21 protein-coding genes are annotated in these 22,040 nt (G+C 74.9%); 8 read left to right on the top strand and 13 right to left on the bottom strand.

The genetic code is table 11. The annotated features are described in order from the left end of the window. Positions 1 to 105: 105 nt before the first annotated feature. From ACI8AD_RS21645 to iolC, 8 genes are read right to left on the bottom strand one after another with little or no spacing between them, the layout of a single operon-like run. Complete coding sequence (locus tag ACI8AD_RS21645; RefSeq protein ID WP_456872598.1) at positions 106 to 1,599, bottom strand: CoA-acylating methylmalonate-semialdehyde dehydrogenase; 1,494 nt, start codon at positions 1,597 to 1,599, stop codon at positions 106 to 108. Positions 1,600 to 1,611: 12 nt separating this feature from the next. Continuing rightward, positions 1,612 to 2,487: a sugar phosphate isomerase/epimerase family protein gene (locus ACI8AD_RS21640; protein WP_456872597.1), complete on the bottom strand. Its 876-nt coding sequence runs from the start codon at positions 2,485 to 2,487 to the stop codon at positions 1,612 to 1,614. Further along, positions 2,484 to 3,566 carry a Gfo/Idh/MocA family protein gene (locus ACI8AD_RS21635; protein ID WP_456872596.1) on the bottom strand — a complete coding sequence of 361 codons (1,083 nt, stop codon included), beginning with the start codon at positions 3,564 to 3,566 and terminating at the stop codon, positions 2,484 to 2,486. The genes ACI8AD_RS21640 and ACI8AD_RS21635 overlap by 4 nt, the downstream gene beginning before the upstream one ends. After that, positions 3,563 to 4,519 carry a sugar phosphate isomerase/epimerase family protein gene (locus tag ACI8AD_RS21630; RefSeq protein ID WP_456872595.1) on the bottom strand — a complete coding sequence of 319 codons (957 nt, stop codon included), beginning with the start codon at positions 4,517 to 4,519 and terminating at the stop codon, positions 3,563 to 3,565. The genes ACI8AD_RS21635 and ACI8AD_RS21630 overlap by 4 nt, the downstream gene beginning before the upstream one ends. 25 nt (positions 4,520 to 4,544) lie before the next feature. Then, the gene (iolD, locus tag ACI8AD_RS21625) at positions 4,545 to 6,482 is read right to left on the bottom strand and encodes a 3D-(3,5/4)-trihydroxycyclohexane-1,2-dione acylhydrolase (decyclizing) (RefSeq protein WP_456872594.1); all 1,938 of its coding nucleotides are present in this window, start codon (positions 6,480 to 6,482) and stop codon (positions 4,545 to 4,547) included. Continuing rightward, positions 6,479 to 7,387, bottom strand: coding sequence for a 5-deoxy-glucuronate isomerase (iolB, locus tag ACI8AD_RS21620; protein ID WP_456872593.1), 909 nt, complete (start codon positions 7,385 to 7,387; stop codon positions 6,479 to 6,481). The genes iolD and iolB overlap by 4 nt, the downstream gene beginning before the upstream one ends. A gap of 10 nt (positions 7,388 to 7,397) precedes the next feature. After that, complete coding sequence (locus tag ACI8AD_RS21615) at positions 7,398 to 8,321, bottom strand: class I fructose-bisphosphate aldolase (RefSeq protein WP_456872592.1); 924 nt, start codon at positions 8,319 to 8,321, stop codon at positions 7,398 to 7,400. Further along, complete coding sequence (iolC, locus tag ACI8AD_RS21610) at positions 8,314 to 9,297, bottom strand: 5-dehydro-2-deoxygluconokinase (protein ID WP_456872591.1); 984 nt, start codon at positions 9,295 to 9,297, stop codon at positions 8,314 to 8,316. The genes ACI8AD_RS21615 and iolC overlap by 8 nt, the downstream gene beginning before the upstream one ends. 210 nt (positions 9,298 to 9,507) lie before the next feature. Between iolC and ACI8AD_RS21605 the strand changes: the two genes are divergently transcribed. Further along, the gene (locus tag ACI8AD_RS21605) at positions 9,508 to 10,245 is read left to right on the top strand and encodes a GntR family transcriptional regulator (protein WP_456872590.1); all 738 of its coding nucleotides are present in this window, start codon (positions 9,508 to 9,510) and stop codon (positions 10,243 to 10,245) included. A 198-nt stretch (positions 10,246 to 10,443) separates the two neighbouring features. Next, positions 10,444 to 10,836, top strand: a complete 393-nt coding sequence (locus ACI8AD_RS21600; RefSeq protein WP_456872589.1) for a tautomerase family protein — start codon at positions 10,444 to 10,446, stop codon at positions 10,834 to 10,836. An 88-nt stretch (positions 10,837 to 10,924) separates the two neighbouring features. Here the strand turns inward: ACI8AD_RS21600 and ACI8AD_RS21595 are convergent, their stop codons facing one another. Further along, positions 10,925 to 12,172, bottom strand: a complete 1,248-nt coding sequence (locus ACI8AD_RS21595; RefSeq protein ID WP_456872588.1) for an FUSC family protein — start codon at positions 12,170 to 12,172, stop codon at positions 10,925 to 10,927. Between the two features lie 305 nt (positions 12,173 to 12,477). On the opposite strand from ACI8AD_RS21595, the gene ACI8AD_RS21590 reads away from it, so the two are divergent. Next, positions 12,478 to 13,932 (top strand): sugar porter family MFS transporter, encoded by a 1,455-nt coding sequence (locus ACI8AD_RS21590; RefSeq protein ID WP_456872587.1) that lies wholly within the window; start codon positions 12,478 to 12,480, stop codon positions 13,930 to 13,932. A gap of 63 nt (positions 13,933 to 13,995) precedes the next feature. On the opposite strand, the gene ACI8AD_RS21585 is transcribed toward ACI8AD_RS21590, so the two are convergent. Then, positions 13,996 to 14,427, bottom strand: coding sequence for a hypothetical protein (locus ACI8AD_RS21585; RefSeq protein ID WP_456872586.1), 432 nt, complete (start codon positions 14,425 to 14,427; stop codon positions 13,996 to 13,998). Positions 14,428 to 14,512: 85 nt separating this feature from the next. Between ACI8AD_RS21585 and ACI8AD_RS21580 the strand changes: the two genes are divergently transcribed. Beyond that, positions 14,513 to 15,175, top strand: coding sequence for an MBL fold metallo-hydrolase (locus ACI8AD_RS21580; protein WP_456872585.1), 663 nt, complete (start codon positions 14,513 to 14,515; stop codon positions 15,173 to 15,175). A gap of 12 nt (positions 15,176 to 15,187) precedes the next feature. Here the strand turns inward: ACI8AD_RS21580 and ACI8AD_RS21575 are convergent, their stop codons facing one another. From ACI8AD_RS21575 to ACI8AD_RS21565, 3 genes are all read right to left on the bottom strand, one after another. Beyond that, entirely contained in the window at positions 15,188 to 15,808 is a 621-nt protein-coding gene (locus tag ACI8AD_RS21575) for a TetR/AcrR family transcriptional regulator (RefSeq protein WP_456872584.1), read from the bottom strand. 63 nt (positions 15,809 to 15,871) lie between these two features. Further along, on the bottom strand, positions 15,872 to 16,666 hold the full coding sequence (locus ACI8AD_RS21570) for a hypothetical protein (protein WP_456872583.1): 795 nt from the start codon (positions 16,664 to 16,666) through the stop codon (positions 15,872 to 15,874). Continuing rightward, complete coding sequence (locus ACI8AD_RS21565) at positions 16,663 to 17,640, bottom strand: ABC transporter ATP-binding protein (protein ID WP_456872582.1); 978 nt, start codon at positions 17,638 to 17,640, stop codon at positions 16,663 to 16,665. Before ACI8AD_RS21565 ends, ACI8AD_RS21570 begins: the two co-directional genes overlap by 4 nt. 152 nt (positions 17,641 to 17,792) lie before the next feature. Between ACI8AD_RS21565 and ACI8AD_RS21560 the strand changes: the two genes are divergently transcribed. The 4 genes from ACI8AD_RS21560 (at position 17,793) to ACI8AD_RS21545 (ending at position 22,023) form a co-directional block, all read left to right on the top strand. After that, positions 17,793 to 18,452: a GntR family transcriptional regulator gene (locus tag ACI8AD_RS21560; protein ID WP_456872581.1), complete on the top strand. Its 660-nt coding sequence runs from the start codon at positions 17,793 to 17,795 to the stop codon at positions 18,450 to 18,452. 180 nt (positions 18,453 to 18,632) lie between these two features. After that, on the top strand, positions 18,633 to 20,069 hold the full coding sequence (locus tag ACI8AD_RS21555; RefSeq protein ID WP_456872580.1) for an MFS transporter: 1,437 nt from the start codon (positions 18,633 to 18,635) through the stop codon (positions 20,067 to 20,069). 29 nt (positions 20,070 to 20,098) lie between these two features. Next, on the top strand, positions 20,099 to 20,971 hold the full coding sequence (locus ACI8AD_RS21550; protein ID WP_456872579.1) for a transketolase: 873 nt from the start codon (positions 20,099 to 20,101) through the stop codon (positions 20,969 to 20,971). Continuing rightward, a complete protein-coding gene (locus tag ACI8AD_RS21545) occupies positions 20,968 to 22,023 on the top strand; it encodes a transketolase family protein (protein WP_456872578.1) in 1,056 nt (351 codons plus the stop codon). The genes ACI8AD_RS21550 and ACI8AD_RS21545 overlap by 4 nt, the downstream gene beginning before the upstream one ends. The last annotated feature ends 17 nt before the right edge of the window (positions 22,024 to 22,040 follow it).

Raw genomic sequence — 22,040 nt, 5'->3', positions numbered from 1 at the left:
ATGGGGGGGGGTTCTACGGCGGTCATGCCTAGTTCTTCTCGTGTGCGGCTTGAGGGGGGGGGGGGCCCCCGCGCCGGGGGGGGCCCCGCCGCCACCGGCGCGGTGTCAGGCGTTCTGCGGGAAGCCGAGGTTGAGGCCGCCGTGGCTGGGGTCGAGCCAGCGGGAGGTGACGACCTTGCCGCGGGTGAAGAAGTGCACGCCCTCGGCGCCGTGGGCGTGGGAGTCGCCGAAGAGGCTGTTCTTCCACCCGCCGAAGGAGTAGTAGGCCATCGGCACCGGGATGGGCACGTTGATGCCGATCATCCCGACCTCCACCTCGTGCTGGAAGCGCCGGGCGGCGCCGCCGTCGTTGGTGAAGATCGCCGTCCCGTTGCCGTACTCGTTGCGGTTGATCAGCGCGACGGCGTCGTCGTAGGTGTCGACCCGCAGCACCGACAGCACCGGGCCGAAGATCTCGTCGGTGTAGACGCTCATGTGCGGCTCGACGTGGTCGACCAGCGTGGGGCCGAGCCAGAAGCCGTCCTCGGCGCCGTCGGGCTGCACCTGCCGGCCGTCGACGACGACCTTCGCGCCCTCCTGCTCCCCGGCCTCGACGTAGGACTCGACGCGGTCGCGGTGCCTGCGGCTGATCAGCGGGCCCATGTCGCAGCCCTTGCGGCCGTCGCCGGTGCGCAGCGTGCGGGTGCGCTCGGCGATGCGGGCGACCAGGTCGTCGCCGATGCCGCCGACGGCGAGCACCGCGCTGATGGCCATGCACCGCTCGCCGGCGGAGCCGAAGCCGGAGTTGACCGCCTGGTCGGCGGCCAGGTCGAGGTCGGCGTCGGGGAGCACCACCATGTGGTTCTTCGCCCCGCCGAGGGCCTGCACCCGCTTGCCGTGCCGGGTGCCGGTCTCGTACACGTACTTCGCGATCGCCGTGGAGCCGACGAAGGACACCGCCTTGACGTCGGGGTGCTCCAGGAGCCGGTCGACGGCGACCTTGTCGCCCTGCGCGACGTTGAACACGCCGTCGGGCAGGCCGGCCTCCTTCCACAGCTCGGCCATCCACAGCGCCGCCGAGGGGTCCTGCTCGCTGGGCTTGAGGACGACGGTGTTGCCGGTGGCGATGGCGATGGGGAAGAACCACATCGGGACCATCGCGGGGAAGTTGAACGGGCTGATGACGGCGACCGGCCCGAGCGGCTGGCGGATGGAGAACACGTCGACGCTGGTGGATGCGTTCTCGGTGAACCCGCCGCGGACCAGCGAGGGGACGCCGCAGGCGTACTCGACGACCTCCTGGCCGCGGGAGACCTCGCCGAGGGCGTCGTCGAGGACCTTGCCGTGCTCGGCGGTGATGATCGCGGCCAGCTCGGGCTTGCGGGCGTTGAGCAGCTCGCGGAAGCGGAACAGCACCGCGGTGCGCTTGGCCAGCGAGGTGTCCCGCCAGCGGGGGAAGGCGGCGACGGCGGCGGCGACGGCGGCGTCGACCTCCTCGGTCGAGGCGAGGGCGACCTCGCCGAGCACCTCGCCGGTGGCCGAGTCGGTCACCTCGCCGGTGCGGCCGCTGGTGCCCTCGCGGCGGGCGCCGTCGATCCAGTGCGGGATGTGCGTGGTCATGGGGGGTGCTCCTCAGGTGAGGGTGCCGTCGGGGAAGTGCTTGGTGACCAGCTCGCGGATGGCGCCGAGCATGCGGGTGCCCGACTCGCGGGCCTGGTCGTCCCAGCCGAAGACGCAGGTGGTCAGGACGCCGTCGAAGCCGATCCCGGCGAGGGCGGCGAAGGCCTCGTCGAAGTCGACGTCGCCGCGCCCGATCTCCATGTGCTGGTGGACGCGGGTGGTGTTGCCCGGCGGGTTGGTGATGTAGCGCAGCCCGTCGGAGGCGCGGTGGTCCATCGAGTCGGCGACGTGCACGTGGGTGAGCAGGTCGCCGGCCGCGGTGATGATCCCGGGGGCGTCGTCGCCCTGGTGGAAGGTGTGCGGCGTGCAGTAGAGGAAGGACACGCACGGGCTGTCGATGCCGCGGATGGCGTCGATCGCGGGGCGGCCGAGCTCGATGAAGTCGTCGGGGTGCGGCTCGAGGGCGAGCTTGAGGCCCTCCCGCTCCAGGAGCGGGAGCAGCTCCTCCATGGAGCGCCAGAACATCGCCTCGGCGAGCTCGGGCGCCTCGGGGCGGCCGTTGAACTCGCTGTTGAGCGTGTCGACACCGAGCTCGACGCAGATCTCGATGGTCCGGCGCCAGTAGCGCACCGCCGCCTGCCGCTCGACCTCACCGGGCCCGGACCAGCGCATCACCGGCAGCAGCGAGGTGATGCCGACGCCGGCGTCGGCGAGCCGGCTCTTGAACGCCCGCACGGTGGCGGTGTCGACGCGGGGGTGCTTGAAGAACGGGACGAAGTCCTCGCGGGGCGAGAGCTCGATCCACTCGTAGCCCATGCCGGCCACCACGTCGGGCAGCTCGAGCAGCGGCGTGGTCCGCAGCATCTGCGGGTCCAGCGCGATCCTCATGACGGGGTTCCTCCTCGCGACTCCATCCGGACCTCGGTGCGCCGGCCGGTGCGCAGCGCCTCCACCCCCGCGGCGCAGACCGCCTGCGCCGCGTAGCCGTCCCACGCGCCGGGGCCGTCGACGTCGCCCTGCCGGGCGGCGTCGACCCAGCGCTGCAGCTCGACGTCGTAGGCGAGGCCGAAGCGCTCGCGGAAGCCGGGGGTGAGCCCGGTGCCGCGGACGGCGCCGCCCGGGCCGGCGGACTGCCGGACCAGGCCCTGCGGCAGGCCGATCACCGCGCTGCCGTCCTCGCCGACCACCTCGGTGCGCACCTCGTAGGCCAGGCCCGTGCCCACGAAGCACTCGACGTCGACCAGCCGGCCGCCGGTGGTCTCCAGGAGCACCAGCAGCGGGTCCGACAGCCCCTCGGCGGCGTGCCGGGTCGACCGCGGGGTCAGGACGGTGACCGCGGCGATCTCCTCGCCGAGCAGGAACCGGGCGACGTCGACCTCGTGCACCACGGAGTCGTTGACGATCGACTCGGTGGTGACGCCCGGCGGGACGGCGGGGTTGCGGTGCGCGCAGTGCACCAGCAGGGGCTCACCGAGCCCGCCGGAGGCGACGAGCTCGCGCAGCGCGGCGTACTCGGGGTCGAAGCGGCGCATGAAGCCGACCTGCACCAGCCGCCGGCCGGTGCGCGCGGTGTGGGCGTCCTCGGCGCGGACGATCTGCAGCGAGCTGGCGGCGTCCATGGTCAGCGGTTTCTCGCACAGCACCGGGATCCCGCGCTCGATGCAGGCGAGCACCTGCTCCTCGTGGAACCGGCCGGGGGTGGCGATGACGACCGCGTCGATCCCCGGGTCGGCGATCGCGGCGAGCGGGTCGGGGACCACCCGGCAGCCGGGCACCCCGGCGGCGACCTGGTCGGCGCGCTGGGTGGCCGCGTCGCTGACGACGGCCACGCGGGCGCCGGAGACCCGGCGGGTCAGCCGGGCGACGTGGTCGGCGCCCATCAGCCCGACGCCGAGGACGGCGACCCGCAGCTCCGCCGGGGCGGCACCGGTCGCGGGGGAGGCGGGGAGGACCTCGGTCGCCGTCACGCCGGCTCCTGCACGGGGGTGCGGGGGCGGCCGATCTCCAGCGAGCGCAGCCCGCAGGAGCCGATGAGGCGGTGGGTGCGCTGCGCGATGGGCAGCGGGACGTCGGGCGGGCAGGGGTAGAGGTCGTGCTCGACGATGGCGAACACGTCCAGGCCCAGCCGGTCGACCTCCGCCAGCAGCGGCGGCAGGTCGGGCACCCCGTGCGGCGGCTCGATCATGGCGCCCAGCTGCACCGCCTGCGGGAACGGCACGTCCTCGGCGTGCACCCGCTCGATCACGGCGGGGTCGACCTGCTTGAGGTGCAGGTAGCCGATCCGCTCCGGGTAGCGGCGGACCAGGTCGAGGTTGTCGCCGCCGTAGTAGCTGACGTGGCCGGTGTCCAGGCACAGCGGCACGTACCGCGGGTCGGTCTCGGCGAGGAACCGCTCGATGTCGGGCTGGCGCCCGACGTGGCTGTCGGCGTGCGGGTGGAAGGCGATGGACAGGCCGAACTCCTCCTGCACCGCCCGGCCCAGCCGGTCGATGCCCGCGGCCAGGCGCGCCCAGGCCTCGGCGGTCAGCTCGCGCGGCTCGACGGCCTCCCCGGTCCGGTGGTCGCGCCACACGTCGGGGATGACCACCACGTGGGTGCCGCCCATCGCGGCGGTGAGCGTGGCGACGTCGCCGACCTGGTGCCACACGTCGTCCCAGGAGTCGGGCCGGTGCAGGTGCTCGAACACCGTCCCGGCCGAGACGCGCAGGCCACGGGCGGCCAGCTCCTCGCCCAGCCGGGCGGGGTCGGTGGGCAGGTAGCCGTACGGGCCGAGCTCGATCCACTCGTACCCGGCGGCGCTGACCTCGTCGAGGAAGCGCTGCCAGGGGACCTGCTGGGGGTCGTCGGGGAACCAGACGCCCCACGAGTCGGGTGCCGACCCGACGCGGATGCGGGCGCCTCCGGGCTGCTGCACGGTCATGTCTTCCTCTCCTCGGAGGGGTTGCTCAGGAACGCTCGGACGGCGTCAGGTAGGGGTGTTGGCGGGCCTTCCACTGCTCGTAGACGGCGCGGGCCCGCTGGGTGGACCCGAGGGTGGAGACCTCGCTGACCGGCACGTCCCACCACGACTCGCTGGAGGGGGCGTCGACGAGCGGGTCGGTCTCGACGTGGACGACGGTGGTGCGGTCCGACGCCTTCGCCTTGCGCAGCGCCGCCTCCAGGCTCGGCCCGTCCTGGGCGGTGAGGACGTCGACGCCGAGGCTGGCGGCGTTGGCCGCCAGGTCCACCGGCAGCAGCCCGCCCTCGAGCCGGCCGTTGCCGGCGCGGGCGCGGTAGCGGGTGCCGAAGCGCTGGGAGCCCAGCTGCTCGGACAGCGCGCCGATGGAGGCGAAGCCGTGGTTCTGCACCAGGACGACGACGATCTTGACGCCCTCCTGGACGGCGGTGACCAGCTCGGTCGGCATCATCAGGTAGGAGCCGTCGCCGATCATGACGAACACGTCGCGGTCGGGGCTGGCCATCCGGATGCCGATGCCGCCGGGGATCTCGTAGCCCATGCACGAGTAGCCGTACTCGACGTGGTAGCCCTTGGGGTCGCGGACCCGCCACATCTTGTGCAGGTCGCCGGGCATGGAGCCGGCGGCGCAGACGACGACGTCGCGCGGTGCGGACACCTCGTTGACCAGGCCGATGACCTCGTTCTGGGTGAGCCGGCCGCCCTCGCCGGCGCTGGGCACCTCCGGGTGGTAGGCGGCCTCCACCGTCGCCTCCCACGCGGCGGCGAGCTCGGTGGCGCGGGCCCGGTGGGCGTCGTCGGCCGACCAGCCCTCGAGGGCCCGGGTCAGCGCGGTGAGGGTGTCGCGGGCGTCGGCCTGCACCGCGACGCCGGCGTGCTTGACCGCGTCGGGGGAGGCGACGTTGACGTTGACGAAGCGCACGCCGGGGTCGCTGAAGGCGGTGCGCGAGGCGGTGGTGAAGTCCTGGTAGCGGGTGCCGATGCCGATGACGACGTCGGCGTCGCGGGCCAGGGCGTTGGCCGCCGTCGTCCCGGTGGAGCCGATGGCGCCCACCGACTGCGGGTGGTCGTAGGCCAGCGCGCCCTTCCCGGCCTGGGTCTGCGCCACGGGGACGCCGGTGGCGCTGGCGAACGCGTCGAGGGCCTCGGTGGCGTGCGAGTAGACCACCCCGCCCCCGGCGACGACGAGCGGCCGGCGGGCGGAGCGGATGACCTCGACGGCGCGGGCGAGCGCCGCGGGCTCCGGTTGGGGGCGGGCCACGTGCCAGGTGCGCTCGGCGAACAGCTCCACGGGCCAGTCGAAGGCCTCGGCCTGCACGTCCTGCGGGAAGCAGAGGGTGACCGCGCCGGTCTCGGCGGGGTCGGTGAGCACCCGCATCGCCGACAGCAGCGCGCCGGGCAGCTGCTCGGGCCGCCAGATGCGGTCGAAGTAGCGCGAGACCGGGCGGAAGGCGTCGTTGACGGTGACGTCGCCGGAGGCGGGCAGCTCCAGCTCCTGCAGCAGCGACCCGGCCGAGCGGGTGGCGAAGGTGTCGGCGGGCAGCAGCAGCACCGGCAGCCGGTTGATGGTGGCCAGCGCCGCGCCGGTGAGCATGTTGGTCGAGCCGGGCCCGACGCTGGTGGAGACCGCCCAGGTCTGCAGCCGGTCCCTGGCGCGGGCGTAGGCGACGGCGGTGTGCACCATCGCCTGCTCGTTGCGGCCGAGCACGTAGGGCAGCGCGGCGGGCTCGTCGAGCTCGGCCTGCAGCAGCGCCTGGCCGAGGCCGGCGACGTTGCCGTGGCCGAAGATGCCCAGGCAGCCGGCGAACAGGCGCTGCCGCTGCCCGTCGCGCTCGGAGTGCTGCGCGGCGAGGAAGCGCACGACCGCCTGGGAGACGGTCAGCCGGACGGTGTCGGTCCGGGCCGGGGGGTGGGACGGGGCGCTCACGGGCGGGTCGCTCCGTTCTGCTGGGAGGTGGGGGCGTGCAGGGGCAGGCGGGGGTCGACGTCCTGCTCGGTCCAGGTGCCGCGGACCCAGGCGTGGTCGGGGTCGTCGACGATGCGCCAGGCGCGCTCGGGGCCGGGCCCGGCCATGACGTTGAGGTAGTAGAGGTCGTGGCCGGGGGCGGCGATCGACGGCCCGTGCCAGCCGTGGGGGACCAGCACGACGTCGCGGTCACGGATCTCGGCGAGCACGTCGATCGGCCGCTCGGGGGTGCCGTACACCCGGTGGTAGGCCAGGCCGGCCTGGCCCTGCGGGCCGGGGGCGACCTCGAAGTAGTAGATCTCCTCCAGCTCGGTCTCGGCCTCGGAGGTCTCGTCGTGCTTGTGCGGCGGGTAGCTCGACCAGTTGCCGCCCGGGGTGATCACCTCGCAGGCGATGATCGCGTCGGCGTCGAACACCCCGGCGGTGGCGAAGTTGTTGACCTGCCGGCTGCAGCTGCCGGCGCCGCGCAGCTCCACCGGGACGTCGGCGGCCGGCCCGTACCGGACGGGCAGCCGGCGGCGGGCGCGGGCGCTGCACAGCGCGAACCGGCCGCCGGCCGCGCTGGTCAGCTCGGCGGTGCTGCCCAGCGGCAGGTAGGCGAAGTCGGTGGGTCCGGCGAAGACGCCGGCGCGGCCGGCGAGGCGGAGCACCTGGCCGTCGCAGGTCACGGCCGCCCCGCCCTGCAGGGGGACGACGAGGACCTCGTCGGGTCCGGTGTCGAGGACGTGGCGGCCGCCGGCGGGCAGCTCGAGGACGCGCAGGCCGGAGTGGGTCCAGCCGGCGGACTCGGGGGTGACCTCGAGGGCGTAGTCCCCGGCGGCGGCGCTGCCGGCGGGCAGGTGCGGCGAGCGGGCGGTGGTCGTCACGAGGGGCCCTTCAGTGCACGAGGGAGACGGCGGTGTCCACGGCGGCGGCGACGTCGTCGTCGGGCGGGTAGAGCAGCGTCCGGCCCACGACCAGGCCGCGCACCGAGGGCAGGGCGAGCGCGTCGCGCCACTGCGCGTAGGTCTCCTCCGGGCGGCGGGAGGGGTCCCCGCCGAGCAGCAGGGTGGGCAGCGTGGTGGCGTCCACGACCCGCTCCATCTCCTCGACCACCGGCAGCTTGAGCCAGGTGTAGGCCGAGGTCGCGCCGAGCCCCTGGGCGATGTGCACGCTCCGGATGACCGCGTCGGGGGAGAGGTCGTTGACCACCCGGCCGTCCACGCGGCGGGACAGGAACGGCTCGAGCATGGCGACCACGCCGGCGCGGGCCAGCTCGGTGACCGCCCGGCCGGCGGCCTCCATCGAGACGACGGTGCCGGGGTCGTCGAGGTCGAAGCGGTTGAGCATCTTGGCCGCGTCGAAGCGGGCCTCGACCACGCCGCGCACGTCGTAGCCGGTCATCCGGTCGTCCATCTCGAAGACCGAGCCGGCCAGCCCGCCGCGGTTCATCGAGGCGACGACGACCTTGTCCTCCAGCGCGCCGAGCAGCAGCAGGTCCTCGGCGACGTCGGCGGTGGCGAGCAGGCCGTCGACGCCGGGGCGGGCGAGGGCGGTGCGCAGCCGGTCGAGCATCTCGGTGCGGCTGTTCATCGCCGTGGCCCGGCCCTGGGCGGCCAGCGCGCCGCGGGCGGGGTGGTCGGCGGCGACGAGCATGAGCCGGCCGTCGGCGGGGAGGAACGCCGGGCGCCGTCGGCGGGCGGCCAGCGCCTTCCCGATCGCCTCCGGCTGCCGGCTGCGCAGCTCGGTGACCTCCGCGTAGGTGCGGCACAGCGGCGCGCCGGTCCCGAGGTCGGGCAGGTCGAGGGCGGTGTCAGACACGGGTGTCCTCCAGTCGGGGGGCGGGCGCGGCAGCGTGCGCCGCGATGTGGGCGGCGACCTCGTCGGCGGTGGGCATCGCGGTCGAGCACTCCAGCCGGGAGGCGACGATCGCCCCGGCCGCGTTGGCGTTGACCAGCACCTGCTCCAGCGGCAGGCCGGCGAGCAGGCCGTGCACGAGCGAGCCGCCGAAGGCGTCGCCGGCGCCGAGGCCGTTGACGACGTCCACCGGCGTGGGCGGGACGACGACCCGCTCGGTGCGGGTCCTGCCGAGCACGCCGCGCGGTCCCTGCTTGACGACGGCGAGCTCCAGCCCGGCGTCGAGCAGGGCGTCGGCGGCCCGGTCGGGATCGGTCTCGCCGGTGGCGACCTCGCACTCCTCGCGGTTGCCGACGGCCACGGTGACGTGCGGCAGCGCCGCGCGCACCTGGTCGGCGGCCTCGTCGCGGGAGGACCAGAACACCGGCCGGTAGTCGAGGTCGAGGACGGTGTGCCGGCGCCGGCCGCGGGCGGCCCACGCGGCGTGGTGGGCCGCGCGGGAGGGCTCCTCGGACAGGCCGGTGACCGTCGTCCACAGCAGCCGGGCGTCCCGGACGGCGGCGGGGTCGACGTCCTCGGGCCGGATCTGCAGGTCCGGCGCGGTCGGCCGGCGGTAGAAGTAGAGCGGGAAGTCGTCGGGGGGGAACACCTCGCAGAAGGTGACCGGCGTCGGGTGCTCGCCGTCGACGACGACGAACCTGTCGTCGACGCCCAGGTCGCCTAGGGCCCGGCGGACGAAGCGGCCGAAGGGGTCGTCGCCGACGCCGGTGACCAGGGCGACGTCGTGACCGAGGCGGGCGGTGGCGACGGCGACGTTCGCGGCGCTGCCGCCGAGGTACTTGCCGAACGTCTCCACGTCCTCGAGGCCGACCCCGGTCTGCAGGGGGTAGACGTCGACGCCGCTGCGGCCCATCACCACCACGTCGGGTGCTGTCTGCACGGTGTAGCTCCGTCCCTGTGCGTCGGCTGCGGTGTATGGACTGTGCGCCACCGCACACGACCGCGTCAAGACTTTGTCAGGACATAAAGACAGCAGGATGTGATCACCGAACTGCCCCTCCGAGGTGAGGTCCGGCCGGTGCGGCGATGGGAGGATGCGGGGGCGCACTGCCGGGCGCCGTCCCGCCGGCGCCCCGACGAGGAGGACCAGGTGGCCGTCACCCCGAGCTTCGACATCGACCGCTCGAGTCCGACCCCGCTGTACTTCCAGCTGTCGCAGGCCATCGAGCGCGCCATCGCCGAGGGGGACCTGCCGGCGGGGTCGAAGCTGGAGAACGAGATCCTGCTCGCACAGTCCTACGGGCTGTCGCGCCCGACCGTCCGCCGCGCCGTCCAGGAGCTCGTCGACAAGGGGCTGCTGGTGCGCAAGCGGGGGGTCGGCACCCAGGTCATCCAGCCGCACGTGCGCCGGTCGGTCGAGCTCACCAGCCTCTACGACGACCTGGCCCGCAGCGGCGAGGCGCCGTCGACGGAGGTGCTCTCGCTGGAGCGGGTGCCCGCGCCGGCCGACGTCGCCCAGGAGCTCGACCTCGCCGCCGGCGAGGAGGTCGTCGCGCTGCGCCGGCTGCGCCGGACCCGCGGTGAGCCCCTGGCCATCCTGACCAACTACCTGCCCGGTCGCCTCGAGCCCACGGCCGCCGACCTCGCCGAGCGCGGGCTCTACCAGTACCTGCGCTCCCAGGGGATCCACCTGCGGGTGGCCCACCAGCGGATCGGGGCGCGGCTGGCGCGCGCCGACGAGGCGCGACTGCTCGGCGAGCCGCCGCGCTCGGCGCTGCTGACCATGCAGCGCACCGCCTTCGACGACAAGGGCACCCCCGTGGAGCACGGCCGGCACGTCTACCGCGCCTCGCGGTACGACTTCGAGACGACGCTCGTCGGCCGCTGAGGCCCCTCCCGCCGCCCTCGCCCCACCCGCTCCCACCTGCACCGACGCCCGCACCGCCGGACCGGCCCCGGGGTGGCGCCGCCGCGCGCCCGCGGGCCGAGTTCGTGACGGGGTCTTCACAAAGTCCTAATGTCCTGACATAGTTCCTCGGCATGTGGCCGGCGTCACGCCGGCACACCACCTGCCGAGGGAGGCCCCGTGCCGCTGGTGCGCATCGACGTCGTCGAGGGGCGGCGCAGCCCCGAACAGCTCCGCCTGCTGGCCGACACGGTCCAGGAGGTGCTGCTCGACGTCTTCGCCGCGCCGCCCGGTGACCGCTACCAGGTAATCACCGAGCACCGGCCCGGGCAGCTCATCTGCGAGGACACCGGCCTGGGCATCGAGCGAACCGACGACCTCGTCGTGCTGCAGGTGTTCCAGCAGGGCCGCAGCGACGAGCAGAAGCGCGCGCTGTACGCCGGCCTGTGCCGCCGCCTCGGCGAGGTCACCGGCCTGGCGCCGGGCGACCTCGTCGTCTCCGTCGCCGCCAACACCCGGGCCGACTGGTCCTTCGGGCTGGGCCGGGCCCAGTTCCTCGACGGCGACCTCTGACCCCCGGGTCCCCGCCCGCCCACCCGCGTCCGGAAGGAGGGACGTCGTGCCCGCACACCCCCCGGCCGCCGCCGACGGCGCCCCGCTCTCAGGACGGGCCGTGCCCCCGCCCTCCGGACGGGCGGCGGCCCGGCCGCAGCCGCTGGCCGGCCCGCAGCGCCACGCGGCCGGCGCCCCCCTGGCCGGCCGTGGCCTCCGCCGAGGGCGCGGGGCCGAGCTCGTCGAGCATCCGGTCCACGGTGGTCAGCAGCGCCGAGTTCAGCTCCCACAGCCCCGACCGGCTGCGCGGGTCGCCGATGAGCAGGTCGGCCACCACCTCGCGGCCGCTGGCCAGCGCCGCCAGCGCGCGGGGGAGCCGGCCGTCGCCGGGCGCGCCGGTCAGGACGCGGCCGAACTCGCGGACCACCGTGCTCATCCGGGCCAGCAGGCTCGCCGTCGTGCGGCGGACGGTGTCGGCGTACTCGGCGTCGTCGTGCACCCCGGTGCGCTCCCGGGTGGCGTCGTCGATCGCGCGGAACAGGGTGCGCAGCGAGACCGACGTGTACTCCAGCGCGTCGAGGCCGGCGCGCATCCCGGCGGTCGCCCACGGGGAGCGCAGCGCGCGCACGTTGAGCCGGCGGCTCTCCTCGGCGTGGGTGAGTGCCCGGTCCAGCCGGGGGACGTGCCGGTTGAGCCGGCGCGCGTCCTGCAGCCAGCGCGTCGACCGCTCGGCGGTGACCGGCCCGGCCGCGAGCACGGCCGCGGCGTCGTCGAGCAGGGCCGCGATCTCGCCGGCGAAGCGCTCGACCGACCGGACCGCGTAGCGGGTCTGCACCGCCGGCGGGAACACGACGTTGACGAGCATGCCGACCGCCGCGCCCAGCAGCGTCTCCAGGACCCGGTCGCTCCCGACGGCTCCCGCGCCCGAGGCGCCCACGCCGAGCACGAGCATGGCGCTGATCGGCACCTCGACCAGGTGCGGCCCCAGCCGCAGCAGCTGGCCGACGACGATCGCCGCGGCGACCAGGGCGGCGAGGCTCCACCAGCTCAGCCCCACGACGGCGACGAACAGCACCGCCAGCGCGACGCCGCAGACCACGCTCAGCACCCGCTGCACCCCGTTGACCAGCGTGCTGCTCAAGGTGGCCTGGACGACCAGCAGCGCGGTCAGCGCGGCGATCAGCGGGGGCGGGTCCTGCAGTCCGGCGGCCTGCGCCACGAGGAACGCCGCCACCGTCGCGCCGGTCATCCGCAGCGCGCGGAGCACTGCCGACCGGCCGCGCCGGCGCACCAGGAGCGCGAAGCCGCCCACCGACTCGCGCACGGGCGCACGCCGGCTCCGGCGCCAGAAGGGCACGCGGTCATCCTCCGCGACGCCCTCGGGCGCCCGCGCCCGGCTCGCCGACCGGCCCGCACCCCGTGCGCCCCGTCCGCACCGCGGCCCCGTTCCGCCCCGGGCGCCCACCGGTCCCTCCCGGCGCGGCGGCCCGCCCGCCCCCGCGCGCCCTGCGGCCGGCCCCGCAGCCGGCACCGCGGCCGGGACCCCGACCCCGTCCCGGCTCCCGACCGGCGCCGTGACCGCCGCCTCCCGCACCCCTGAGACCGACCTCCCGCCATCCCTGCCCCCGGGGCCATGACGCCCTCCTCCCGAAAGAGCGGCCCATGTCGATCCACTCGTCCACCCGGACGTCCACCGGCGTCCAGCGCTCGCCGGCGCACAACCGGTTCCTCCTCAAGCTGACGGTGATCTCCACACTCGGGGGTCTGCTGTTCGGCTACGACACCGGCGTCATCTCCGGCGCCCTGCTGTACATGAAGGAGGACCTCGCCCTCACCACCCTCAGCGAGGCCGTCGTCGTCAGCTCGCTGCTGTTCCCCGGCGCGGCGTTCGGCGCGCTGCTCGGCGGCAAGCTCGCCGACGCACTCGGCCGCAAGGGCAGCCTGCTCGTCTGCGCCGGGCTGTTCCTGAGCGGCGCGCTCATCTGCGCGATCGCGCCCAACGTGGTGGTCATGACCACCGGCCGGATCCTGCTGGGCTTCGGGGTCGGTGCGGCCGCGGTGACCTGCCCGCTGTACCTCGCCGAGATGGCGCCGGCCGACCGGCGGGGTCGGATGGTCACCATCAACGAGCTGATGATCGTCACTGGCCAGTTCCTCGCCTTCGCGATGAACGCCCTGCTCGACGCCCTCATCCACGACCCGCACGTGTGGCGGTGGATGCTCGGCGTGGCCACGGTGCCCGCGATCGCACTGTTCGTCGGGATGTTCTTCCTGCCGGACTCGCCGCGCTGGTACGCCGTCCGCGGCCGGCTGCAGGACACCCGGCGGGTGCTGGGCCTGAGCCGCGAGCCGGCCGAGGCGGCCGAGGAGTACAACGTCATCGCCGCGCACGCCCGGCGCGACGTCGGCGAGGACAAGGGCGCGGCACTGCGCGACCTGCGGGCCTTCCCCTGGATGCGCCGCATCCTCTGGATCGGCTGCGGCCTGGCCACGGTGCAGCAGGCCACCGGCATCAACACCGTGAACTACTACGCCCCGACCATCCTGAAGTCGACCGGCCTGGGCAACAGCGCCTCGCTCATCCTGACCATCACCGTCGGCGTGGTGGCGATCATCGGCACGGTCTTCGGGATCTGGCTGATCGGGCGCCACAACCGCCGGCCCCTGCTGCTCACCGGCTTCACCGGGGTCGCGGCCGGGCACGCGGTGCTGGCGCTGTCGTTCCTGCTGCCGGAGTCGACGTTCCGCAGCTACCTGATCCTCGCCGCGATGCTGTTCGTCGTCTTCTTCGTGCAGACGTTCATCGGCACGCTGGTGTGGCTGCTGCTGTCGGAGATCTTCCCGATGACGATCCGCGGGTTCGCGATGGGCATCGCCGTCTTCGTCCTGTGGACGGTCAACGCGGCCATCTCCTTCGCGTTCCCGCCGCTGGTCGAGGCGCTGGGCGCCACCGCCACCTTCGGGCTCTTCGCGCTGGTCAACGTCGGCTCGCTCGTCTTCGTGACGAAGTTCGCGCCGGAGACCCGCGGGCGGACGCTCGAGGAGCTCGAGGACGACTTCCGGACGCACTCCCCGGGCGAGGTCCGCGAGGCCCCGGTCGGCGTGCACGGCGGCTGACCGCCTCCTCCGCCGGTGCCCGCCGCCCCGACCACCGGGGTGGCGGGCACCGCCGTGCCCGGCTCAGAGCAGCCGGGGGAGTGGGCGGACGACGAGGCGCTCCTCGACCGGCCGGCCGTCGAGCACCAGCCGGGCCCGCCAGACGCCGGAGGTGCGCAGCGGGGTGATCGGGTCGCCCCGCACCAGCCGGGCGAAGGTGTCGAGGGCCTCCTCGGGCGTGGCGTAGGCCTCCCACCGCGGCACCTGCTGCAGCGGCGCCAGGGACTCGATGCGGTGCGGCTCCCGGGCGTCGTCGGGCGGGGGACCGGGCTCCTCCGGGACGACGGCGGACAGCCGTGGGCGGCCCAGCACGTACTTCCCGTTGCGCCGGACCCCGAGCCAGTCGTAGTTGCCGGTGGCGAGCTTGGCCCACAGGACCTCGGGCCTGCGGCACTGCTCGAGCACCGGGTACACCTGCTGGCCCAGGACGACCTGGGCGTGCGAGCGGTCGGGCACCGCGCCGATGCTAGGGCCCGCGGCCGGTCCCGGCCCCGCGCCGCGGCGGTCCCGTCGGGCGCCCGGCTGCGGCAGACTCCGCGGCGTGCGCGACGGCCTGCGGCAGCTCACCGACGGCGTGTGGAGCGCCCCGACGGTGCCCGGACCGTGGATCAACCTGGTGGTGGTCGACGACGTCGTCGTCGACTCCGGGCTGCGCTGGTCCCGGCGCCGCCTGGCCGGCCTGCTGCGCGGCCGCGACGTCTCCGCCCACGTCGTGACCCACGCCCACGCCGACCACCTGGGGTCGACGGCCTGGCTGTGCGCCACGCTCGGCGCCCCGCTGGAGATGGGCTCGGGGGACGCCGACCGGTTCGAGTCCGGGCGCATCGACACGGTGGCCAGCCGGGCGGGGCGGGTGGTCGCCGGGCTCATCGAGCCCGCGCGCGCGACGGTCGACCGGCGGCTGCGCGAGGGCGACGCCGTCGGCTCCTTCCGCGTGCTGGAGGTCCCCGGCCACAGCCCCGGCAACATCGCGCTGTGGCGGGAGGCCGACCGCACCCTGGTGGTGGGCGACGCCCCGCTCAACCTGTCCCGCGACCCCGCCCACCCGCGGTGGCTGAACCTGCCCGAGTCGCTGCACCACGACGCCGGCGAGGTCCGCCGCTCCCGGCGCCGCCTGGCTGAGCTGGAGCCGGCGCTGGTCGTGCCGGTCCACGGCCACCCCGTCCGCGACCCGGGGGCCTGGCGTCGGGCGCTGACGGCCTGACCCGGACGCCGGCTACCCGGCGCGCGCGGGGGGATCCGGCCGCGGCGCGATGCCGTCGACGAACACCGACACCAGCTCGCGGATGCCCGGCCCGTCCAGCCCGCCGGGACCGGCCAGGGGGCTGGTCTGCACGCCGAAGAGGGTGGCCAGCAGGACCACCGCCGTCCGCGTCGGGTCGAGGTCGGCGCGCACCCGGCCCCGGTCGCGCTCGGCGCGCAGGTAGTCGGCGAGCAGCTGGGGCGGCCCGCCCAGCCCCCGGACGGTCTCGTCGAGCGCGGCGCCCTCGAGGTGGCGCTGCAGCTCCGGCGTGGCCGCCATCGCCAGCTCGAGCGGGACGACCGTCTCCCGCAGCCGGGACAGCTCGACGAACACCTCGGTGAGGACGTCGGCCACCGGCCGGCCGCCGGCGCGGGCGGGCAGGTCGGCCATCCACTCGGTGAGCCCGCGCTGCCCCTCGACGGCGGCGGCGACGAACAGCGCCCGCTTGTCCGGGAAGTGGCGGTAGATGGAGCCCTCCGCGACGCCGGCGCGCTCGGCGATGGCCCGGGTCGTGGCGTCGTGGTAGCCCACCTCGGCCACGAGCTCGGTCGCCGCCCGGATGAGGGCTGCGCGGGTGTCGGTGCCGCGCGGCATGGTCGGGCCTCCCCGGGTCGGTGGCGCGTCTCGGTGGTGCGCCGCGGTGGTGTGCCTTGCTGCCTAGTCGGTGATGTCCCGGCGGGAGAACACGATCCCCGAGACCAGCGCCGCGACTCCGACGTAGGCCAGCCCCAGCGCCAGGGCGCCACTGTAGGAGAGGTCGGCGGTGCCGCCGGCGGCCAGCGCGCTGATCGTCGTGCCCGGCAGCCAGTCCCGCAGCGAGGAGACGGCGGCGCCGAGGACCGCCTCGAGCAGCAGCACCCAGCCCACGCCGATGCCGATCGCGATGCCGGCCGAGCGGGTCAGGGTGGCCAGGGCCAGGCCGATGGTGCCCCACACCAGCAGCGACAGGTACAGGTCGACCGCGGCGCCCAGGACGACGGGGACGACGTCCTGGCCCCAGGCGGTGGGCTCCCAGCCGCCCGCGGCGGCGCCCGGGGCCACCAGGACGTTCACCACGACGGCGAGCAGCGTGGCACCGGCGGTCGCGATCGCCAGCGCCGTCCACTTGCCGAGCAGCAGCCGCCAGCGGCGCGGTTCGGCGGCGACGAGCACCCGCACGAGGCCGGTGGAGGTGTCGGAGGCCGCGGCCAGCGCCCAGAAGGCCAGCGCGGTCACGCCGAAGAACGACGCCGCCGCCCCCAGCCCGGAGACGATGCCCTCGCGGCCCAGCAGCTCGGCCGCCGAGGGGAAGGAGACCCCGGGCCCGTTCTCCGCCGGTGCGCCGCCCGGCTCGACGACCTGGAACACCACGACGTTGATCAGCACGGCGAAGAGCACCGTGAGGCCGGACCAGCCGAGCACGACGCCCCGGCGGCGGAGCCGGACGAGCTCGCTGCGCACGACGGCGGTCACCGGGCTCCCTCCGCGGCGGCCGCGGGGACGGGGCGCGCCGCGGCCGCGCGGCCGGCCGCCAGCTCGCCGTCGTCGCCGCCGGTCATCTGCAGGAAGACCGACTCCAGGGTGTCCCGGGTGGCGGTCAGGGCGCGCAGCGTGATGCCCGCCCCCGCGGCGGCGCGGTTGACCGCGGCGGCGGCGTCGCCGTCGGCGGCCACCCGCAGCAGGCCCGGTGCCGCGGTGGTGACCGCCCACCCGGCGTCGGCGAGGACCCGGCCGAGCCGGTCGGTGTCGGCCTCGTGCTCGGGGGCGACGTCGACGTGGGTGCCGGCGCGGGCAAGCAGGTCGGCGACCGTGCCGTTGTAGAGCAGCACCCCGAAGCGGACGACGACCAGGTGGGTGCAGATGCTCTCGATCTCCGACAGCAGGTGCGAGGACACGACCACGGTGCGACCGGACCGCCCCAGGCGCTGCAGCAGGGCCCGGATCTCCACGATGCCGGCGGGGTCGAGGCCGTTGGTCGGCTCGTCGAGGACGAGCAGCGCGGGGTCGGGGAGCAGCGCGGCGGCGATCCCGAGGCGCTGCTTCATCCCGAGGGAGAAGCGCCGCACCGGCTCGCGGTCGCGGCCGGTGAGGCCGACGGCGTCGAGGACCTCGTCGACCCGGCTCACCGGCAGCCGCCGCAGCCGGGCGAGGGAGACCAGGTTGGCCCGTGCGGACAGACCCGGCACGAAGGCGGGGCCCTCGACGAGCGCGCCGACCTGCCCGGCGTAGGCCCGCGGGTCGGTGATCGGTTCGCCGAGGACCTCGGCGGTGCCGGCGCTGGGCCGCACCAGCCCGAGCAGCATGCGGATGAGGGTGGACTTGCCCGAGCCGTTGGGGCCGACGAGGCCGATCACGCCGCCACGGGGCAGCGACGTGGTCAGGTCGTCGACCGCGACGACGGAGCCGAAGGTCCGGCGCAGGGAGTCCGTGGCGACAGCCGCGGTCATGGGGAGCCTCCTGACAGTGTCGTGAGTGAGTACCCACTCACAAGATAGTGGCGGTACCGTCGGCTGTCACCCCCGACCTCGCCCTTGGTGCCGACAGTCGGCAGGCCGGTGTCGACAGCGTCGCTACCATCCACGGCGACGAGGAGGTGGCCGTGGACGCCGAGCCGCTGGGGAGCTTGGACCGGAGCACGCTGCGGGAGCGGGCCCTGGAGGTCCTCCGTTCGGCCGTCCTCACCGGGCGCTACCGCCCGGGGGACCACCTCGGGGAGGTGGAGCTCGCCTCCTCCCTCGGGGTCAGCCGGGGCACGGTCCGCGAGGCCCTGCGTGCCCTCCAGCAGGAGGGTCTGGTCACCGCCGGCGCCCGCGGGATGCTGCGGGTCAACAGCCTGACCCCGGCCGAGGTCCACGAGCTGTTCCGGGTCCGGGCCGCGCTCGAGGCGCTGGCCGTCCGGGAGGTGGTGGCCTCCCCGCGCCGGGAGGCCGCGGCCGCGGCGCTGCGCGAGGCGGTGGAGCGGCTCTCCGACGACGACGAGCCGGCCACGCGGATGGAGGCCGACCTCGCCTTCCACCTGCTGCTGTGCCGGCTGTCGGGGAACTCCATGCTCGTCGAGGCCTGGCAGCGTCTGGAGGGGCGCATGCGGGTGGCCATCCTGGACGGGGCGGGGTGGCAGGCGCCGATGATGGCCCGCGACCGTCACGTGCCGATCGTCGAGGCCATCGAGCGCGGGGACGCCGACGCGGCCGTGCGGGTCGTCGAGGACCACATGGCAGCGGCCGCCGAGCACTTCACCGGCGCCGGCCGGAGCGCCTGAGGTCCGCCCGTTCGGGTCCGGGCGGGGTGCTGCCGGCGTCCTGACGTGCACGGACGCCGGGGTTGCGGAGTGACGCTTGACACTGTGACGGGGGCCATCCACACTCGCTCATACGTTGACTGTTAACAGTCAACTGCCAGCGGCCACTGGATCCCCGTCATCGTCCGCACGGAGGTCACCATGACCCAGCCGCCCCCGTCCGCCCGCGACTCCCACCTCGGGGAGGTCGCCTCCTGGCACCCGATCGAGGGGACGCCGGAGAAGAAGAAGGTCGCTGTCGGCTGCTCGGTCGGCGCCACGATCGAGACCTACGACTTCATCGGCTTCGGCATCGCCGCGGCGCTGTACTTCAACACCGCCTTCTTCCCGGCCGACGACCCGCTGTCGGGCACGCTGCTGTCCTTCGCCACGCTCGGCATCGGGTTCGCCGTGCGCCCGCTCGGCGGGATCATCGGCGGCTACCTCGGCGACCGGATCGGCCGCAAGCCCGTCCTCGTCGGGTCCCTGCTGCTCATGGGCATCGCCACGGTGCTCATCGGCTGCCTGCCCACCTACGAGCAGGTCGGCGTCTGGGCCGGGGTCCTGCTGGTGCTCGTGCGGGTCGTGCAGGGGCTCGCGTTCGGCGCGGAGTGGGGCGGCGCCATCCTGATGTGCTTCGAGCACGCCCCCTGGCGCAGGAAGGGCCTCTACACCGGCATCACGCAGGCCGGCTTCCCCGTCGGGCTGCTGCTGGCCAACCTCGCCTTCCTCGCCAGCGTGCCCCTCGGCGGCTCGTGGGCGTGGCGGGTGCCGTTCCTGCTGTCGGCCGTGCTGATCGTCGTGGGCATCGTGATCCGGCTGAAGGTCGAGGAGTCCCCGGAGTTCGAGGAGCTCAAGGAGGAGGGCGAGCTCTCGAAGAACCCGCTGCTCGAGGTGCTCCGCGACGACTGGCGGACCATCCTGCGCGCCTTCTGCCTGCGCATCACCGAGACCGCCGGCTACGCGGTGTCGGTCACCTTCATGCTGTCCTACGTCGCCGCCGAGGACCTGGCCGACCGGTCGGTCACCCTGACCGCGACGATGATCGCCGCCGGTATCGGGATCGTCGCCACCACTTCCTGGGGCGCGCTCACCGACCGGATCGGACGGCGCCCGGTCTACCTGCTGGGCACCGCGCTGCACGTGCTGTGGGCCGTGCCGCTCTTCCTCCTCGTCAACACCGGCGCCGCGGTGGCCATCGTCGTCGCCTTCGTCGTCAGCTACGCGGTGCTGCAGAACTCGCTGGCCGGGGTGCAGGGCGCCTGGTTCTCCGAGCTGTTCGCGACCCGGACCCGCACCACGGGGGCGTCCCTGGCCTACCAGCTGTCCGCCGTCGTCTCCGGGTTCACCCCGCTGATCACCACCGCGCTCTACGCCGGCTACGGCTGGATCGGCCCGGCGCTGCTGTTCGGCGGCTACGGCCTGCTCGGCCTCGTCGCCGCGCTGCTCACCCAGGAGACCTGGGGCCGCGCCCAGCGCGAGGAGGTCGCCGTCCTCGAGCGCGCGCTCGCGGCCGAGGCCACCGCCCGTCCCGCCACCGCCCGTCCCGTCACCCGGACCCCCGCCCCCCGGCCGACGGCCGGCGCGGCGACCGACTGAGCCCCACCGACCGAGGCCGAGGAGACACCGTGACCTCATCCACCACCGCACCGGCGCCCCCGGCCCCCGCCCGGGCCGAGCGGATCGAGCGGATCCGCCGGGCCGCCCACCGGATCCGCCGCAACGCCCTCGACATGGGGGAGGTGCAGGGGCAGGGCTACATCGGCCAGGCGCTGGGCGTGGCCGACGTCCTCGCCACCGTCTACACCGACCAGCTCCGCTTCCGCCCCGAGGACCCGCACTGGCCCGACCGGGACCGCTTCCTGCTCTCCATCGGCCACTACGCCATCGCGCTCTACGCGGCGCTGGCCGAGGCCGGGACGATCCCGGCCGAGGAACTGGAGACCTACGGCTCCGACGACTCGCGGCTGCCGATGTCGGCCATGGCCTCCTACACCCCGGGCGTGGAGATCTCCGGCGGGTCGCTGGGCCACGGGCTGGCCGTGGCGGCCGGGATGGCCTTGGGCCTGCGCCACCAGGGCAACGGCGCGCACGTGTTCGACCTGCTCTCCGACGGGGAGCTCGACGAGGGCTCGACGTGGGAGGCCGCCCTGGCCTGCGCCCACCACGGCCTGGACAACGTCACCGCGATCGTCGACGTCAACGCCCTGCAGGCCGACGGCCCCACCGCCGGCGTGCTGCGCACCGAGCCGGTCACCGACAAGTGGCGGGCCTTCGGCTGGCACGCGCTGCGGGTGGACGGCAACGACGTCGGCGCGCTGGTCGACGCCTTCGACGAGTTGCGTGCGCACCGCGGCTCGCCCACGGTGCTCGTCTGCGACACCCGCATCGGCCGCGGGGTGCCGCTGCTCGAGGGCCGGGAGAAGGCCCACTTCATGCGGGTCGCCGAGCACGAGTGGCAGATCGCCCGCGACCAGCTGCAGGAGGGACCGGCCCGATGACCACCACCGCACCGAAGCAGCGGCTCACCACCTCGGCGATGATCGCCTCGTTCGCCGACCCCGGTCAGCGGACCTCCAGCGCCCCCTTCGGGCACGCGCTCAACCGGCTGGCCGAGGAGCGGCCCGAGATCGTCGGGCTGTCGGCCGACCTCGCCAAGTACACCGACATGCACGTGTTCCGCGACGCCCACCCCGACCGCTTCTTCCAGATGGGCATGGCCGAGCAGGCGATGCTCGGCGCCGCGGCCGGCATGGCCGAGGTGGGCCTGGTGCCCTTCGCCTCCACCTACTCGGTCTTCGCCACCCGGCGGGCCTACGACTTCCTCTGCCTGGACATCGCCGAGCCGGGCCTCAACGTCAACGTCGTCGGCGCGCTGCCCGGGCTGACCACCGGCTACGGGCCCAGCCACCAGGCCACCGAGGACCTCGCCATCCTCCGCGGCTGCCCGGGGCTGACCGTCGTCGACCCGTGCGACTCCGTCGACATCGAGCAGGCCGTGCCCGCGCTCGCCGACCACCCCGGCCCCACCTACCTGCGGCTGCTGCGCGGCGCGGTCCCGACGGTGCTCGACGAGTACGACTACCGCTTCGAGCTCGGGAGGGCCGCCGAGCTGCGCACCGGCCGCGACGTCGTCCTGGTCTCGACCGGGCTGATGACCATGCGGGCGCTGCAGGCGGCGGCCCGGCTGGAGGCCGACCACGTCGACGTCGCCGTGCTGCACGTTCCGACGATCAAGCCGCTGGACACCGCGGCGATCCTGCGCGCGGCCGGCACCGACCGGCTGCTGGTCACGCTGGAGAACCACACGGTGGTCGGCGGGCTGGCCGAGGCGGTCGCCTCGACCCTCGCCTTCGCCGGCGTCGGCACCCGCGTGGTGCCGATCGCGCTGCCCGACGCGTTCCTGGCCGCCGGCGCCCTCCCGACCCTGCACGACCGCTACGGCCTGTCGACCGACGCCGTCGTCGCCCGGGTGCGGGCCGAGCTCGACGGCCCGGCCGCGCACCACCCGCCCACGGCCTGGCCGGCCGACCCCGCCCCCGCGACCGCCTGACCCGACCACCCCCCCGG

The organism is Geodermatophilus sp. SYSU D00766, from assembly GCF_054049915.1.
Note: the sequence above shows the minus strand (reverse complement) of the source record. Positions and strands in the feature narration are given on the sequence as shown.

Excerpts from the sequence above, each read along its gene's own strand:
- ACI8AD_RS21545 (WP_456872578.1), top strand. The coding sequence starts at position 20,968 with ATGACCACCACCGCACCGAAGCAGCGGCTCACCACCTCGGCGATGATC.
- ACI8AD_RS21575 (WP_456872584.1), bottom strand. The coding sequence starts at position 15,808 with ATGCCGCGCGGCACCGACACCCGCGCAGCCCTCATCCGGGCGGCGACC.
- ACI8AD_RS21565 (WP_456872582.1), bottom strand. The coding sequence starts at position 17,640 with ATGACCGCGGCTGTCGCCACGGACTCCCTGCGCCGGACCTTCGGCTCC.
- ACI8AD_RS21640 (WP_456872597.1), bottom strand. The coding sequence starts at position 2,487 with ATGAGGATCGCGCTGGACCCGCAGATGCTGCGGACCACGCCGCTGCTC.
- ACI8AD_RS21555 (WP_456872580.1), top strand. The coding sequence starts at position 18,633 with ATGACCCAGCCGCCCCCGTCCGCCCGCGACTCCCACCTCGGGGAGGTC.
- ACI8AD_RS21590 (WP_456872587.1), top strand. The coding sequence starts at position 12,478 with ATGTCGATCCACTCGTCCACCCGGACGTCCACCGGCGTCCAGCGCTCG.
- ACI8AD_RS21630 (WP_456872595.1), bottom strand. The coding sequence starts at position 4,519 with ATGACCGTGCAGCAGCCCGGAGGCGCCCGCATCCGCGTCGGGTCGGCA.
- ACI8AD_RS21645 (WP_456872598.1), bottom strand. The coding sequence starts at position 1,599 with ATGACCACGCACATCCCGCACTGGATCGACGGCGCCCGCCGCGAGGGC.